The organism is Seonamhaeicola sediminis (assembly GCF_004358095.2).
Taxonomy (GTDB): Bacteria; Bacteroidota; Bacteroidia; order Flavobacteriales; family Flavobacteriaceae; genus Seonamhaeicola; species Seonamhaeicola sediminis.
In genome coordinates, this window is record NZ_SMZJ02000008.1 from 53,777 (window position 1) to 69,970 (window position 16,194).

Annotated in this window: 15 protein-coding genes; 4 read left to right on the forward strand and 11 right to left on the reverse strand. The window is 33.2% G+C overall.

Going from position 1 to position 16,194, the window contains the following annotated elements:
- Window positions 1-149 precede the first annotated feature (149 nt).
- The 3 genes from E1J38_RS12565 to E1J38_RS12575 all read right to left on the reverse strand — a co-directional run bounded on the left by E1J38_RS12565 (window position 150) and on the right by E1J38_RS12575 (window position 6,299).
- Window positions 150-3,635, reverse strand: a complete 3,486-nt coding sequence (locus E1J38_RS12565) for a 4Fe-4S binding protein (protein WP_133357164.1) — start codon at window positions 3,633-3,635, stop codon at window positions 150-152.
- A gap of 75 nt (window positions 3,636-3,710) precedes the next feature.
- The gene (locus E1J38_RS12570) at window positions 3,711-4,265 is read right to left on the reverse strand and encodes an OsmC family protein (protein ID WP_133357163.1); all 555 of its coding nucleotides are present in this window, start codon (window positions 4,263-4,265) and stop codon (window positions 3,711-3,713) included.
- 186 nt (window positions 4,266-4,451) lie between these two features.
- Window positions 4,452-6,299: a sigma 54-interacting transcriptional regulator gene (locus E1J38_RS12575; protein ID WP_133357162.1), complete on the reverse strand. Its 1,848-nt coding sequence runs from the start codon at window positions 6,297-6,299 to the stop codon at window positions 4,452-4,454.
- Between the two features lie 145 nt (window positions 6,300-6,444).
- Here E1J38_RS12575 and E1J38_RS12580 point away from each other — a divergent pair, with 145 nt between their 5' ends.
- Entirely contained in the window at window positions 6,445-6,783 is a 339-nt protein-coding gene (locus tag E1J38_RS12580; protein WP_133357217.1) for a DUF4870 domain-containing protein, read from the forward strand.
- Window positions 6,784-6,851: 68 nt separating this feature from the next.
- Here the strand turns inward: E1J38_RS12580 and dnaN are convergent, their stop codons facing one another.
- The 8 genes from dnaN to E1J38_RS12620 all read right to left on the reverse strand — a co-directional run bounded on the left by dnaN (window position 6,852) and on the right by E1J38_RS12620 (window position 13,397).
- Window positions 6,852-7,970: a DNA polymerase III subunit beta gene (dnaN, locus tag E1J38_RS12585; protein ID WP_133357161.1), complete on the reverse strand. Its 1,119-nt coding sequence runs from the start codon at window positions 7,968-7,970 to the stop codon at window positions 6,852-6,854.
- An 87-nt stretch (window positions 7,971-8,057) separates the two neighbouring features.
- Window positions 8,058-9,725, reverse strand: a complete 1,668-nt coding sequence (gene gldG, locus E1J38_RS12590) for a gliding motility-associated ABC transporter substrate-binding protein GldG (RefSeq protein ID WP_133357160.1) — start codon at window positions 9,723-9,725, stop codon at window positions 8,058-8,060.
- A complete protein-coding gene (locus E1J38_RS12595; RefSeq protein WP_133357159.1) occupies window positions 9,709-10,203 on the reverse strand; it encodes a hypothetical protein in 495 nt (164 codons plus the stop codon). Before E1J38_RS12595 ends, gldG begins: the two co-directional genes overlap by 17 nt.
- Window positions 10,204-10,917 carry a gliding motility-associated ABC transporter permease subunit GldF gene (gene gldF / locus E1J38_RS12600; RefSeq protein ID WP_133357158.1) on the reverse strand — a complete coding sequence of 238 codons (714 nt, stop codon included), beginning with the start codon at window positions 10,915-10,917 and terminating at the stop codon, window positions 10,204-10,206.
- A 9-nt stretch (window positions 10,918-10,926) separates the two neighbouring features.
- On the reverse strand, window positions 10,927-11,265 hold the full coding sequence (locus tag E1J38_RS12605; protein ID WP_133357157.1) for a hypothetical protein: 339 nt from the start codon (window positions 11,263-11,265) through the stop codon (window positions 10,927-10,929).
- A 142-nt stretch (window positions 11,266-11,407) separates the two neighbouring features.
- Window positions 11,408-12,238, reverse strand: coding sequence for a class I SAM-dependent methyltransferase (locus E1J38_RS12610; protein WP_133357156.1), 831 nt, complete (start codon window positions 12,236-12,238; stop codon window positions 11,408-11,410).
- Between the two features lie 21 nt (window positions 12,239-12,259).
- On the reverse strand, window positions 12,260-12,556 hold the full coding sequence (locus E1J38_RS12615) for a putative quinol monooxygenase (RefSeq protein WP_133357155.1): 297 nt from the start codon (window positions 12,554-12,556) through the stop codon (window positions 12,260-12,262).
- Entirely contained in the window at window positions 12,546-13,397 is an 852-nt protein-coding gene (locus tag E1J38_RS12620; RefSeq protein WP_133357154.1) for an SAM hydrolase/SAM-dependent halogenase family protein, read from the reverse strand. Before E1J38_RS12620 ends, E1J38_RS12615 begins: the two co-directional genes overlap by 11 nt.
- A gap of 185 nt (window positions 13,398-13,582) precedes the next feature.
- Between E1J38_RS12620 and E1J38_RS12625 the strand changes: the two genes are divergently transcribed.
- The 3 genes from E1J38_RS12625 to E1J38_RS12635 all read left to right on the forward strand — a co-directional run.
- Entirely contained in the window at window positions 13,583-14,536 is a 954-nt protein-coding gene (locus E1J38_RS12625; protein WP_133357153.1) for a PhoH family protein, read from the forward strand.
- Window positions 14,537-14,627: 91 nt separating this feature from the next.
- Complete coding sequence (locus E1J38_RS12630; RefSeq protein WP_133357152.1) at window positions 14,628-15,578, forward strand: phosphoribosylaminoimidazolesuccinocarboxamide synthase; 951 nt, start codon at window positions 14,628-14,630, stop codon at window positions 15,576-15,578.
- Between the two features lie 247 nt (window positions 15,579-15,825).
- Window positions 15,826-16,194: IS110 family transposase (locus E1J38_RS12635; RefSeq protein ID WP_145774431.1), on the forward strand; the 369-nt coding region annotated here is incomplete at its 3' end.

A 16,194-nucleotide genomic window follows, 5' to 3' on the forward strand; every position in this document is an offset into this window, starting at 1 on the left:
AAAAACATTTTTGATTAATAATTAAAAGTAAAATGTTTTCAATAAGACTTTTTTTTTGTAATTAGATACAGATTAAAAAGTTACAGCCATAACCACATTTTTAATCATCTAAAGAATATTAGATTTTTAATACTTTCGTACTCTGTTTTTTATGATTTATGTCCCAAAATCATTTGAAATTTTTTATTTTGAACAAGCTTTGTTCTATTACTGAGATTTGATGAAGAAACTGCTAAATATTTATTAAACCTATTATCTATATGTTTTTGAATCTGCCTCATCAAAATTTGAAAGTCCGCAAGGTTAGAGTTTAATAGTTTTGAAAAACGCTGTTCCTTTTTTAGGTAGTCTTTAATTTTTATTGAAGGAACCTTAGAATCTAGCTTAAACGTGTTTTGCCTGTATTCTGACCGTCTTGGGTCATTTCTATACAATAGCCATTGACCAGAGTTTACAGCTGCTTTATGATATTGGCTTGGACTTTTTATATCAATACCATGGGATTCACTGTGGCAATAGGCAATGATTACAGAAGGTCCATCAAAACTTTCAGCTTCATTAAAGGCTTTTAAGGTTTGGTCTTGGTCTGCGCCTATAGCTACAGACGCTACATAAATGTTATCATAGTTCATAGCTAACAAGCCTAAATCTTTCTTCTGTTTTTGTTTTCCGTTGAAGGCAAATTTTGCTTGTGCACCATAAGGTGTTGCTTTTGATGCTTGTCCTCCAGTGTTATCATAAACCTCATTGTCCAAAACTAGGATATTCACGTTTTCACCTGATGCTAACACATGATCAATACCCCCAAATCCAATATCGTAAGCCCATCCATCGCCCCCAACAATCCAAATACTTTTTTTAATAAAGACGTCACTAATCAAAAGTAAATCTTTGGCTTTAGGTGTATTTAGCTTTTGTAGTATTGTGTTGAGATTAGCAACTTTTTGTTTTTGTTGATTGATTTGTTGCTCTGTGTTTTGAGGGTTGTTCAGGATATCGAAAGATAATTCAAAACCTGCTTGAAATGATAACTCTTCTAAGAGTTGTTTAGCTTGTTGTTCTTTTTGTTTTATGGATAATCTAAAACCTAGACCAAATTCGGCATTATCTTCAAATAATGAGTTAGACCATGCAGGACCTTGACCTTTGTTGTTTTTAGACCAAGGTGTTGTTGGTAAAGCACCGCCAAAAATAGAACTTGAGCCCGTTGCATTTGCAACTAATAATCTTTCTCCAAATAATTGCGATATAAGTTTCAAATAGGGTGCCTCACCACAACCTTTAACACCGTTTGAGTACTTGAATAAAGGTTCTTGTAACTGTTGTTGGCTCACTTTTGATGTGTCTATTAAACTCCTATCAAATTCAGGAATAGTCTTAAAATATTCCCAGTTATTTTTTTGTTCTTTGTAAACGTTTTCACTTTTTTCAAGTTTTAGTGCTTTTACAGGACAGGCATCCACACAGTTATTGCAACCATTACACTGGTCTGGATTAATTTGAATGGTATAATTCATTAAATCGAAATCTTGAGAAACTATATGATTTAAAGTTTTGGGAGCATTATTTAAATGATCAATACTAAAAACTTTAATTCTTAAAGCAGCTTGCGGACATGCCATACTACAAGCACCACATTGGGTACAAGTATCTGTGTCCCATTTTGGAATAAATTTTGAATTTTGAACCAAATTGAATTTTGAGGTGTCACTTTCAAAAGTACCATCTATAGGAAATTGGCTTACTGGAATGTCATTTCCTTTGTTATTTAATAATTTGCCTAAAAGAGAACGGTCAAAAGATTCATCAAAACGATTCAAAATAGTTTCTCTTATTTTGATATTAGTAGTGTCGACCTTGTAAATGAAGTCGTTTAAATCATTAATGGATTCAGAATAAATCAAATCTTTTTTTAAAGCTAGAAAGCAAGCATGTAATTCAGATATATTTTCATTTTTAAATATTTCTAGTTTCTCAATATCAGTCATATTTACAATTAGTAAATTGATGCGATTTCTTTTAATTTCTCTTTGGATATTTACTGATAATGATTGCCAGTATGCTTTTGACGTTAGTGAAGAGTTAACCAGTAGCGTACCGCCTGATTTTAGATTTTTTAAAGTGTTGTTGTTTAAAGTGAAGTTAGCTTGCTGGCAACCAATAAAATTAGCTTGTTCTATTAAATATGGTGCTTTTATAAGATTGTTGTCAATGCGTAAATGCGCTGCGTTATAAGCGTTAGACTTTTTATAATCGCATTGTATATAACCTTGAATAAACGTGTTTTCTTTTTTTGAAATAAGCTTTAATATGTTTGTGAAACTTTTAGTTTGCTTGATGTTTTTTTTCTGATAAAATATGGTTTGATAATTATTGTTGGTAATATGTAGTGGTTCAGAAACATTTAAACTTAAATTTAAGACATCATCATTGATACCAATAGTGAAATTGTTTTTAGGTTGGTATTGTTTTGAATTTTTGAAAATAGCATTCACCATACTGGGCGTAAATTCTTTTGAAGATAGCCCGTATCTACCCCCTAAAACTTTAGGAAATTTTTTTAGTTGATGATTTTGATATGCTTCGGCAATTGATTTTAAAATGTCTAAATACAAAGGCTCTCCATTAGAGCCTGCTTCTTTAGTTCTGTCCAAAACAGCAATAGATTTTACTGATTTTGGTAAAGCCTGTAATAGATGTTTAGTGCTGAATGGCCTGAATAATCTAACTTTAATCAAACCGTACTTATTCCCTTTTTTATTAAGTTGCTGAATGGTTTGCTCAATCGTTTCTGTTGAAGAAGCCATAGATACAATAATATGTTCGGCATCTTTTGCACCCGTATAGTCGAATAGGTTGTATTGTCTATTGGTTAAAGATGCGAATGTGTTCATTTTGTTTTGAACAATATCAGGACAAATCTGATAAAGTGGATTGATGGCTTCTCTACTTTGAAAGAATACATCAGGGCCCTGAGAGGTGCCTCTAATTACTGGACTGTTAGGGTTTAAGGCATTTAATTTATGGTTTTTTATAGCTTTTTTGTCCATCATAAACTGAATGGTTTCTTCAGAAAGCAGTTCAATACTTGAAATTTCATGAGAAGTTCTAAAGCCATCAAAAAAGTGAATAAAAGGTATACGTGACTCTAAGGTTGCAGCTTGGGCTATAAGTGCAAAATCCTGGGCTTCCTTTACCGATGCGCTTCCTAACATAGCGTACCCCGATTGACGAACCGCCATAACATCACTATGGTCTCCAAATATAGATAGGGCATGGGTTGCTATACTTCTGGTGGCTACGTGAATTACATTAGGGGTCAATTCGCCTGCAATTTTACACATATTAGGGAGCATAAGCAATAAGCCTTGTGATGCTGTGAAAGTGGTTGATAATGAACCTGTTTGTAGGGCTCCATGCATTGTGCCGGCTACCCCGGCTTCACTTTGCATTTGAAAAACTGAAGGTACATTACCAAAGCAGTTTGGTTTGTTTTCAGAACACCATTGCTCCACTAATTCACTCATTTCAGAGGCAGGTGTAATGGGGTAAATGGGAAGAACCTCATTGGTTTTATAAGCAATTCTTGCTACCGCTTGATTTGCATTGGAAATTTGTTGTGTTGAAGTTTTCATATTTTGGTGTTGAAAAATAAGATTGATGAAGAAAAATGGCTGCTATTAACATAGCAGCCATTATTTTGGTGTTTATTACTGCTTTATAATTTCAATCTTAACAGGTGTTGGATTGCTAATCATATCAAAAACAGGAGAAAATTTAGCTAATCTCTCGAGTTGTTCTGCAGAAGCATCAGATTTTACCCTTAATTGCATGGTGATACCATCAAAACCAGTTCTTACTTCTGGATCTAATCCTAAGAAACCATGTAAATCTGCAGTTCCTTTAATAGTAGATTCTGCACCTTCAATATCAATACCATTAGCGGCTGCGTGATAAACCATAGCTCCAGTTAAGCAAGAACTTAAAGCATGCAACACAACTTCTGGTGGTGTGGCAGCTTCGTCTTTTCCTAATAAAACTTGCGGGTGGCTACATTCCATTGTGAAGGTTTCTTGACGAGTAGTGTCTTCTTGACCTGCTCCGTAGAATTCTTTAACGCTGGATACACAGTGTCCGCCATCAATCCAATTGTTTTTAGCTCTAAATTCAAATTTTGCTAATTCTGGTTGCTCTTGAATGTGACCGATAGTTTCTACTAATTGATCTACGTTTACGCCGTTTTTTACATTTGCTGTTGTAATCATGTTTTCTAAAATTTAATTTGATTAATAATTGATTTTAAATATTTGACTTGTTTAAAGCTATTTGCATGCCAAACATTTTAATGAATTGATAATCAGAATTTTGTGTTAAATATTGAGTATGATTCGTTTAGCGAAAAATCGTTAAGTAGCGAAATATCGTTAATGTAATCACGAAATATCGTGAAACTAAATAGGGCGTTCTATCCCTAGGGATTTTATTCTTGATGCTAAAGTGGTTGGTGGCATTTGCAGTAATTCGGCAGCACCATTTTTGCCAGAAATCTTCCATTTAGTTAGCCTTAAAGCTTTTAAAATGTTTTCTTTTTCAAATAAGTTCAGTTCATTAATAGTTAAAATACGTTGTGTATTATTTTGAACCTGGGTTTCTAAAGATATTGAAACATTTGGAATAATGGCATGCCAATTAATGGCACCATTTTCTGAGACAATAACAGCACGTTCTATTAAATTTTGAAGTTCACGTACATTTCCGGGCCAGTGATAAGCCGATAATAGATTTTTGTCTCCTTCAGTTAAATTAGTAATAGGTTTATTGAGTTTTTTTGAGAATTGCTCTAGCATTTCATTAGCTATTAGTAGTAGGTCACTACCCCTGTCTCGAAGAGGAGGTACTTCAATAGGGAACACATTAAGGCGATAGAATAAGTCTTCTCTAAATTTTCCTTCTTTTGAGAACTCTAAAAGATTTCTGTGAGAAGCAGCTATAATTCTGACATCTACCTTTACTGTTTCTGAGCTTCCAACGGGGTCAAATTCTCCTTCTTGAATGACACGAAGGAGTTTGGGTTGTAATTCTAACGGCATTTCGCCAATTTCATCTAAAAAAATAGTGCCTTGGTCTGCTAATAAAAAGCGTCCTTTTCGGTCTGCAGTGGCTCCCGTAAACGCTCCTTTTTTATGACCAAACAATTCACTTTCAATTAAATTATTAGGAATAGCTCCACAATTAATGCGGATTAAAGGTTTGTGATTTCTATCACTTTCTTTGTGTATAGCACGAGCAATTAATTCTTTTCCAGTTCCAGTTTCTCCATGAATTAAAACAGTTGCATCTGTTTTGGCTACTTGCTGTATTAGATTGAGTACTTGTTTCATAGCTGTATTTTCGGCAATAATGCCATAGCTACTGGTAAGTTCTTTTATTTCCTCTTCTAAATATTGTGTTTGTTTAGTAAGTAAATTTATCTTGTCTTCAGCAATAAGCCGTTCTTCAATGTTACGAAGAATGAGTGTGAAAAAGGTTTTAGAGCCGATGCCATATTTACTAATAGTGCCTTCATTTAAAGTTTCGGTTTCATTGGAGCCTATAACCTTTACAATTTTTGGCAGGTACTTATTAGTGTTAGTATTATTTTCTAACCCAGACTTAACAATACCTTCAATTAAATTTGCACTGTTATCATCAAAGAAGAAGAGTATGTTTCGCTGTAATACATCTTCATTTTCTAGGAGGTGGTTGGCAGACGGATTGGTAAGTACAATTTTAAAATTACTGTTAAACATTATGATAGCATCCATAGCACCATTAATGAGACTACTCATTTTATTATTGGCTATCTCCATATCCTGTTTTGAGGTTGCCAATCGTTCTTGTATGGTATCTAATTCTCTATGGCGTTTTATCATAACCGCCAAAATACCTTGAGCAAAACCACTATCACTAGCCATTAAGTCAAGAAATTGCTCTCGTTTAATGATTAGGACTTTGGTTTTTTCTAAGGCCGTAACAGAGGCAGAACGGGTTTCGTTATCAATGAGGGCATATTCACCAAAACAATCACCATTTGAGAGCGTTCCGTAAATGTGACTTTTATCATGAACTTTTACCTTTCCATTAATAATAGCAAACATAGAATTTCCTACCTCATTTTTATGGACAATCACTTCGTTTTTGATGAAAGAAGCTTGTTCAGATTCTTTGCATAAATTGTATAATGATTTAGAAGATACCTCTGATAAAAAAGGGATTTCAGATAAAAATTCAATTAAAACATTAAGGGTTGGCTCAGGCATAAACAACTAATATCATGTTAAAGATATTAATTTATCTCGCAATTTTAGTAATGAAACTATTTCATATATATTTAAAAGTTCAATTGTAACATTCTTGTCTAAATTGCGTCCAACAAGTAATCAATCAAAAACATTTAATATAATGATGCGCAAAGACAATCAATTAATCGTTTTAACCCACTTGAGCCAGCTTATTATTTTTATCACTGGGTTTGGTAGTTTGATAGTGCCTTTAATTTTATGGGCAACCCAAAAAGAAAAAGTGTATAAAATGGATGAGCACGGTAAGAATATTATAAACTTTCAGTTAAGTTTAATCATTTATTTTTTAATTTGCATCCCGGGTATATTATTTTTTGGTCTAGGTATTTTAGGCTTTATAGTTCTAGGGATCTTTTCCTTTATTTTTCCAATTGTTAATGCTATTAAAGCTAATAACGGAGAAACACCTAAATATCCTTTAACTTTCAATTTTATTAGTTAGTTTATTTAAATATAAAGAAAACGCTCACCAATTGGTGAGCGTTTATCATTTTAAATGATTCTTTTTGTTTATGAATTTAACATCACCGGCATTACAAGCATGGTTACATGTTCACCGTCGTCTAAACCATCAATTGGCGTTAAAATACCAGCTCTATTAGGCATACTCATTTCTAATTGTACTTCATCTGAACTTAGGTTGTTTAGCATCTCTGTAAGGAAACGAGAGTTAAAACCAATTTGCATATCATCACCTTGATAATCACATGTTAAGCGTTCCTCTGCTTTGTTACTATAATCAATATCTTCAGCAGAAATATTGAGTTCGGCACCTGCAATTTTTAATCTAATTTGATGGGTGGTCTTGTTAGAGAATATACTAACACGTTTTACAGAGTTTAAGAACTGCGTTCTGTCTATCACTAGCTTGTTAGGATTTTCTTTAGGAATCACCGCTTCGTAATTTGGGTATTTTCCATCAATCAATCTACAAATCAATACAGAATTTTCAAAAGTAAATTTTGCATTAGATTCGTTGTACTCAATACTTACTTCATCTTCACTAGCAGCTAAAATACCCTTTAGCAAGTTTAAAGGTTTTTTAGGCATAATAAATTCTGCTACCTCATTGGCTTTAATATCTTCACGAGTATATTTTACCAATTTGTGAGCATCTGTAGATACAAAGGTCAATCCTTGTTGTGAGAACTGGAAAAACACACCACTCATTACTGGGCGTAAATCATCATTTCCAGCCGCAAAAATTGTTTTACTTATGGCGGTTGCTAATACATCTCCCATAACTACTGTTTTACTAGGATCTTCAAGCGCAACTGCTTTAGGAAATTCATTGCCTTCAGCATAAGCCAGAGCATATTTACCATGATTAGAGCTTATCTCAACAGTATTATTTTCTTCAACAACAAAGGTTAGAGGTTGTTCTGGAAACGTTTTTAATGTATCAAGTAATAAACGTGCAGGAATAGCAACACTTCCATTGCTATCACTTTCTACATCAAGCGTAGAAGACATAGTGGTTTCTAAATCACTGGCAGATACGGTAAGCGTATTATTGTCTAATTCGAATAAAAAATTATCTAAAATAGGTAAGGTGTTTGAGTTATTAATAACACCACCTAAAACCTGTAGTTGTTTTAATAAATACGTACTCGATACAATAAACTTCATGAATTTATGTTGGATTTTAATTTTTGAATAATGCTATCTACAAATATATTCTTTACCGCTAAATATTGGAAACAAACTTATTAACATTTAAGAAGCATATTTTTTCTTTCTAATGAAATTAAACACAAAACCAAAGAGTGTTAATAATACCAGTGGTAATGTGGTATTTATAAGTTGCCATTTGGTTTTTTCATTTGCAATTTTTTGCTGGTCTAAGAAGGCAACTGCTATTTCTTTAGAACGAATGTTTATAAGTCCATCATCGTCAAGTAAGTAATTCACGGCATTCAACAAGAATTCTTTATTCCCTACTTCTTGGTTACTGCTGCGGTCAAAAGCTAAATTGGTCGGGCCGTTTCTATCTACATTATTTTTTATAACATCACCGTCGGCTATTACAATCATTTTTGTGAAAGAACTTTGGTCTTTAATAGTTGCCAACTTTAGGGGTTTAATGAGGTTTTTGTAAGCCGAATTAAATTCACCTTCTAATAAAACCGCCAATATTTGACTCCCTTTGTTATATAATACTGTTTCTGGTTCTTGGGTTGCCAATTCCAAACTAATTTCTCTAGGGACACCCTCTAGTTTTGACAATTCAGAACTTTTTAGAAGAACCGTTTTTTCTATTGAATTTTTTAGCGTGTCTATTGGGTTAGCAAAATCAAACTTTACAAGGTTTAAATTGTTGGTTATAGGATGATTGGTGTTTCCTTTGGCCAAGGGCGAGTAAGGCCATCTTAAACGCATTAACCGTGTGTCGTTATCTTTACCAGTAGCCAGCATAATGGGGGCAGAGTAGAGGTCTGCCACAATACTAGGGTTAATTCTAACACCATATTTAAAGAAAAAATCGGTTAAATTTAAATCTCTAGAAACAGCATAGTTTTTTCCAGCGTTGTTGTACAGACTGTCTTTTTCAATTGATACTGCGTCTAGCAACCACAAGCTTTTACCACCATTCATGGTAAATTGATCTAATACTAATTTTTCTCTTTCACTAAATGCCTGTGTAGGTTTTGCAGAAATGATTAAATCAAATGCTTTTAAATCATTTAATGTTTTTTGGGCGTTAGTAGTTACACTATCTAGAGTAAAGGGAGCTATGAAGTAATATTCTCCTAGTTTTTTTACAAAGTCTGCAATATAGATATCATCTAATTGCTGGTTGCCTTTTAATATGGCTATCTTTCTTTGTTTAGGTTTAGTAAGTTTATTAAAACCATCAGCAAAAGCATATTCTAAATGCTGCACTGAATTAGAGACTAATTCTTGCTGTGATGCTCCAATTTTGTTTTTTATAAGCGGAATGGTTACCGTTTGTTCGTTAAAGCTGGCCAAAGCCCATGGAAAAATAATAGCTTTTGATGATTTGCCACTTTCAGAAACACTGAGTTGCATAGGCGCTAATCCTCTATTAATCAGTTGATTAATATTCTGTTCTCGGGTAGTTTCGTTTTCTAACGGGTTGATAAAATTGAAAACGATATTATCATTAATATTTGAAAACTCTTCTAATAATTGTTTAGTTTCTGTTTGTAGCCTCCTGAACTCTGAGGGGAAATCATCACCATCTAAAAATACATCAATTACAATTGGAGAATCTATGTTTTTTATAATGGCAACCGCAGATTCGCTTAAGGTATAGCGTTTATCTTCAGTTAAATCAAAGCGCTTAAAAAGCGTATTTCCAATAACATTTATTGCAATTAAAACAATTACTGTTATGGCTATATGTTTAATCTTCTTTTTCAAAAACTTGTTTTAATTGATATTCTCTAATTTGGCTTACTAGGTCATCATTGAAAATAATTTCTAAGCATTCTTGCATATTATTAAAGGCACCTGGTTTAACTCCTAAATTGTAATTCCATTGCTCTTTTGAGTTTGCTTTTATACTATCATTCCAACTAAACCATTCACTCTTACCCAAAAGTGTTTTTACATCTTCTTTAGTTCTATTTACTAACAAGCTATCTTGTAATAAATTACCAACCATTTCATATCTAAATGCTGGTTTTTCTTTCCAAACTTTTGATACAAAGTACTTTTCATGGTGATATGAACTAAAAATATTCATAATAGCATATACCACATAAAAGTATAAAAAGGGGGTTAGTACTACAGAAATTAAAAACGAGACCCATTTGCGTGAGTCTATGGTAGTAGCAAACCACCAAACCAATACAAAAACCAACAAAATTGATATAATAAATACTGGCGTTATAATCATTTAGTGTTTATTTAAATTTAGATTGGTTAACATCATAAAAAACACTGTTACACTTACAAAGTAAATAATATCTCTAGTATCAATAACACCTCTGCTTATACTTTTAAAATGGTAGCTCATACCCAATTGCTCTACTATATTGCTAGAGGTAAAATCTGCCATACCTTCAAAACCAATATAAAATATAAAGCACAAAAAGACAGATATAATAAACGCTACAATTTGATTATCTGAAAGCGAAGAGCCAAAAATGCCAATAGCGGTATAAGAAGCCACTAAAAACAGCAAGCCAAAGTAGGAACCCAAGGTGCTTCCCATATCCAAATTACCAACAGGGTTTCCTAACTGATATATCGTAAATACGTAGAGTAATGTTGGTAAAAGTGCCACTATAATTAAGGTAAGAGCGCCTAAATATTTACCTAAAACAATTTTAAAATGGCTTATAGGTTTGGTTAAAAGTAATTCTAGTGTACCTTGTTTTTTTTCATCTGAAAAACTACGCATGGTCACGGCTGGTATCAGGAAAATTAAAATCCAAGGAGCTAATAAAAAGAAAGACGATAGGTCTGCAAATCCGTAATCAAGGATATTAAATTCTCCCTTAAAAACCCATAAAAATAATCCGTTTAAAACTAAAAAAATAGCAATCACCAAATAGCCGATGGGCGATGCAAAAAACGCGTTTATTTCTTTTTTTAAGATTGCTAGCATTATTATCGTTTAGGTGTTTAGGTTTTTTTTACAAGAAACCAAAGATATTAAACCATGGACAGAAACCCCAAAGAGAATTAAATACAAACTAAAACGTGTTAAAGGCCTTTCTATGTCATTAGTGGGTAATTCTACAAAGAAACCACAAACAACCAAAATAGTAGCGCTAAAAATCACTAATGAATCCAATTTTTGAGTTAAGTTAATCCATTTGGTTTTAGATAGTTTTAGGTGAGCTCCTAGGGCAGTATTTATCAAACCGAAAAGTAGAATATACAAATGACCAGCCCTAAAAAGAGCTCTGTTCATTAATTCCATGTTTTCTAAATGATTGAATTTTTTGTCCATATACTGCCCTGATAGTAAAAAAACAATCACTATCAAAATGCCAAAAAACATATGAATTCTACCTAACATTTAATCTAAAGTATTTGGTTTGTTAACTTTATGATTATAATTTATTTTAACAATGTAGTTGTCTTATAACAAGCTATTTCTTTCTTAATATTAAGATGTCTTGGGTTGAAAATGTAATTTCAGTTTTATCTCTTCCAGACCAATTTCCTTCATGAAGTTTTTCAATAACAAACCCTTTGCTTTCTATTAAACTTATTAAGTAATCTTTGCTATATGCCACGTTGGCTTCTTTTACCTTCTCACTCATAAGCGAATAATGCCCATGATTATATTTAAAGTTTTTTTCAGAATTATTCATGAGTTTAGACGATATTTCATCAAGAATAAAAAAAGTTGCTATGCATTTTTTATTAGGTTTTAAGACCCTTATAATTTCGTTTAAATAATTATCTAAGTCATTGGGTAACATATGGGTGAAAACCGATATTAAAAAAGCAAAGTCAAAAACATTAGCTTCATAAGGAAAAACAAAATTACTAGCGTTATTTTCTGCTGAAGTATTATATAAATCATTTTTAAGAGAAATATATTTAAAAGAGAAGTTAGGATATTTAGAAGAAATATTCTTACTGCACCAATTCACACCTTTTTTAACCACATCAAATCCTTCATAAGAGCCATTTTTATTTAAGAATTTGGTGAAGGGGATAGCTATTCTTCCAATACCAGAGCCAATATCTAAAACAGTACTTTCTGGTGTAATATTTCCGTGTTCCTTAAAATAATTAAAAAAAGAATTACCTATTTTTATAAAATCACCACTGCCTGTATAAATCATGCCTTTTGGCGGGATTAAAGTACTTCTATCTCTAAATAGATCAGTAGGGTAGTAAACTAATTTTCTTATCCAAAATCTTTGTTTTACTGATAGTTTATAATATAAATTTCGTATTGTCTTAACCATTTAAGTTTTTTGTAAAAAGGTTTAAGTTAAACTTTCTAATTTATCAACACTCCAAGCTTCGGGTTTTATACTGAACAATACTTTGGTTTTATTCCAAACAGATGTAAACAAGCTAGATTGCCTGTAATGTTCCAAATGATTTTCAGATTCCCAATAGCTATACGTAAAGAATATAGTTGGGGTATTCTTATCTCTGTAAAGTTCTAAAAACTTACAGCCTTCAAAATGCCTAATTTGGTCTTTGTGTGCATTAAAATGTTCCAGAAAGGTATCAACATGCTCCGCATGAAACCCCATTTTCACAATTCTAACTAGCATATATTTCCTCCTTTATAAAATTAACACTTACCGTATCCATAATGCGCATTCCCATTAAACTACTAGCGCTACCAACAGTTGCTGTATTACTTTTATAAACAGCTATTTCTAAAAAATCACCCGAATTAAAAACTACCAAGCCTTTACCTTCATCATGGCGCCTATCTTCTGGAATTTCAAAGTTTACAATATCACTGTATTTATTATAAATTTTCTTAAACTTATAATTTCGTGCCGAAATCTCAAAAGCACGCCCTTTTTGAATGGTTTCAAAAAAGCTTCGTTTAATGTTGGTTACCACATTTCCGTAGTTATCAATATAAATAACGCTACCAATAATTTGAGTTTTATCATCATTAACATAGGGCACAATATTCTTTATTGGTTTAATGGCATCAATAGTTTTTCCTATCACTTCTAAAGTACCACCACGAGCAATATGACAAGCCACTTTAACAAACACATCTAAAACCGGAAAACTTGTTTGAATTTTGTCATGAATATTAATTTCTACAATTTTTTCGGGTGCAATTTCAGAACAAATCATACTCATAATACCATTGTTGGCACAAATAAAGTAATGGTCGTCTAATTTAATAGCAATATGTTTGTTTTCCTGGTTAATTTCAGAATCTATACCAATAATGTGAATGGTACCTTTAGGGAAAATACGGTAAGCATTTTGAATAATGTAAGCTGCCTCTGGAATATTAAAAGGAGATACCGAATGTGAGATATCAACAATTTTAACGTCTGGTAGTTCACTGTAAATAGCGCCTTTTGTAGCGCCGGCAAAGTGGTCTTTCTCACCAAAATCTGTCGTTAATGTTATGATTGCCATTGGCAAAATTGTTGATATGTTTTTAGCTTAAGGTCGTTCAATTTGTGTATTTTTGAACAATTCAAAAGTACAGGAATTTTTTCATTTTGAAAATGGAATTAAGCTAAATGAATAAATATAATGTCTAAAGAATAAAACCGTATTTACAATTAATCTTAAAAGTTATTTAAAATAATAGAACGCCTTTGAACGAATTAATTTTTGAACTTGAAGAAATCTCTCCAAAAGAATTTTTTGGAGCCCACAATGTAAACATTGAACTTTTAAAAAAGTACTTTCCAAAACTTAAAATAGTAGCTAGAGGTAATAAGATAAAAGCCTTTGGCGATGAAGAATTACTAGAGGAATTTGACCGTCGCTTAACCATGCTATTAGCCCAATACGCAAAATATAATAAGCTTGATGAAAATACCATTGAACGGGTTTTAACAAGCGTAAGTAGTGAAGATTATAACACGTCTCAACAAAGCGGCGAAGTTATTGTTCATGGTGTTGGTGGTAGAACTATTAAGGCTCAAACAGCCAACCAGCGTAAGTTGGTAGAAAGTATTCGTAGAAATGATATGGTTTTTGCCATAGGCCCTGCAGGAACAGGTAAAACCTACACGGGAGTAGCACTGGCGGTACAAGCCTTAAAAAATAAAGAAGTTAAGCGTATTATTTTAACACGTCCGGCGGTTGAAGCAGGGGAGAACTTAGGTTTTCTTCCGGGCGATTTAAAAGAAAAATTAGACCCCTACATGCAACCATTGTATGATGCGTTGCGCGATATGATTGCCCCCGAAAAATTGGCGCACTACCTAGAGAATGGTACCATTCAAATTGCGCCCTTGGCATTTATGCGCGGGCGTACTTTAGATAATGCATTTGTAATTTTAGATGAGGGTCAAAACACCACCCATGCTCAAATGAAAATGTTTCTAACACGTATGGGTAAAAATGCTAAGTTCCTGTTAACGGGAGATCCTGGACAGATAGATTTACCACGTAGAACCATTTCAGGGCTTAAAGAAGCTATGCTTATTTTAAAAAATGTACAAGGCGTTGGCATGATATTTTTAGACGATAAAGATGTGATTCGTCACAAACTGGTTAAAAAGATCATAGAGGCTTACGATAATATTGAAAACAGAGGGTAAATTTAGTAAACATTATACAGTAGGCATTTATCAGTCATATTCAGAAATAAGAAATTAGACATTTGTCAATAATAAATAGTTAATTAAAGGCATGAGTAATACCATAATAGACACCAATTTTAATTTTCCTGGGCAACAAAGTGTTTACAAGGGAAAGGTAAGAGAGGTATATAATATCAATAACGAGCAATTAGTTATGATAGCCACAGATAGGTTATCGGCCTTTGATGTAGTAATGCCAAAAGGGATTCCTTACAAAGGGCAAATACTAAACCAAATTGCTACTAAAATGATGGCGGCCACCCAAGATTTAGTACCTAATTGGCTCATGGCTACCCCAGATCCTAACGTTGCCGTAGGGCATTTATGTGAACCATTTAAAGTAGAAATGGTCATACGTGGTTATATGTCTGGGCATGCAGCACGCGAATATAAAGCGGGTAAGCGTATGCTGTGTGGTGTCTCTATGCCAGAAGGTATGAAAGAAAATGATGCTTTTCCAGAGCCCATCATTACACCGGCTACCAAAGCAGAACAAGGTGACCATGATGAGGATATCTCACGAGAGGATATTTTAAAACGTGGTATTGTTTCTGAATCCGATTATGTGGTATTAGAAGATTACACCCGTAAACTGTTTCAACGTGGTACCGAAATTGCAGCAGCACGCGGACTCATTTTAGTAGATACCAAATATGAATTTGGTAAAACTAAAGATGGGCAAATAGTTTTAATTGATGAAATTCATACCCCAGATTCGTCACGCTATTTTTATGCCAATGGTTATAAAGAACGCCAAGAAAAAGGTGAGCCACAAAAACAACTGTCTAAAGAGTTTGTACGCCAATGGCTTATCTCTAATGGGTTTCAAGGATTACAAGGACAAACCGTACCCTTTATGAGTGATGCGTATATTGAAACTGTAAGCAACCGTTACATAGAGCTCTATGAAAACATTACTGGCGAAACCTTTGTTAAAGCCAATGTTTCTAATATCCAAGCGCGTATTGAAGCCAATGTTTTGGATTATTTAAAAAAATAGACTTCTTAGAAATTTAGATAATTAGACAAAAGACCTTGTTTTTTCAAGGTCTTTTTTATGTGTTTTTATGGAGTATATCGGTTTGTATATGGAAAGTGCGATTTTGTTTGCGAGGATTTTCCGGAGGAAAATCAGACCTAACAAAAATGACTAACTTTTAGTTTTAGCACTATCCAGCACATTTTTTATAGCATCCATGAAAAAGCAGTAAGTCAGTATCTTTAAAGTTCACTAAAACGATTAAGATATGAAAACTGAACAAACTGCTCAACCAAAGTTATACATTGGCATCGACATTCACAAACGAAGTTGGAAAATACACTGTGCCACAGATTTATTTTCTGGGAAATCATTTACGATGCCTCCAAAACCAGAAGGATTAAAAGTTTATGTGGAGCAACATTTTTCCGACTATGAAGTGACTATTGCTTATGAAGCTGGTTGCTGTGGTTATTATGCTCATCGTAGTTTTGAGAGTTATGGATGGAGCTCATTAGTAGTTAATCCAGCAGACATTCACCGAAAGGGAAAAGAGCGTTTTACCAAGACCGATAAGATTGATGCGCAGCTCATAGCCAGAGAACTTAAGGATGGTCGACTAGATAGTATTCATGTT

Coding starts and splice junctions, on each gene's coding strand:
- E1J38_RS12605 (WP_133357157.1), bottom strand. CDS start 11,265: ATGGACAAAAAATTCAATCATTTAGAAAACATGGAATTAATGAACAGA.
- E1J38_RS12575 (WP_133357162.1), bottom strand. CDS start 6,299: ATGCCTGAGCCAACCCTTAATGTTTTAATTGAATTTTTATCTGAAATC.
- E1J38_RS12595 (WP_133357159.1), bottom strand. CDS start 10,203: ATGATTATAACGCCAGTATTTATTATATCAATTTTGTTGGTTTTTGTA.
- E1J38_RS12570 (WP_133357163.1), bottom strand. CDS start 4,265: ATGATTACAACAGCAAATGTAAAAAACGGCGTAAACGTAGATCAATTA.
- E1J38_RS12610 (WP_133357156.1), bottom strand. CDS start 12,238: ATGGTTAAGACAATACGAAATTTATATTATAAACTATCAGTAAAACAA.
- gldF (WP_133357158.1), bottom strand. CDS start 10,917: ATGCTAGCAATCTTAAAAAAAGAAATAAACGCGTTTTTTGCATCGCCC.
- E1J38_RS12630 (WP_133357152.1), top strand. CDS start 14,628: ATGAGTAATACCATAATAGACACCAATTTTAATTTTCCTGGGCAACAA.
- E1J38_RS12565 (WP_133357164.1), bottom strand. CDS start 3,635: ATGAAAACTTCAACACAACAAATTTCCAATGCAAATCAAGCGGTAGCA.
- dnaN (WP_133357161.1), bottom strand. CDS start 7,970: ATGAAGTTTATTGTATCGAGTACGTATTTATTAAAACAACTACAGGTT.
- E1J38_RS12615 (WP_133357155.1), bottom strand. CDS start 12,556: ATGCTAGTTAGAATTGTGAAAATGGGGTTTCATGCGGAGCATGTTGAT.
- E1J38_RS12620 (WP_133357154.1), bottom strand. CDS start 13,397: ATGGCAATCATAACATTAACGACAGATTTTGGTGAGAAAGACCACTTT.
- E1J38_RS12580 (WP_133357217.1), top strand. CDS start 6,445: ATGCGCAAAGACAATCAATTAATCGTTTTAACCCACTTGAGCCAGCTT.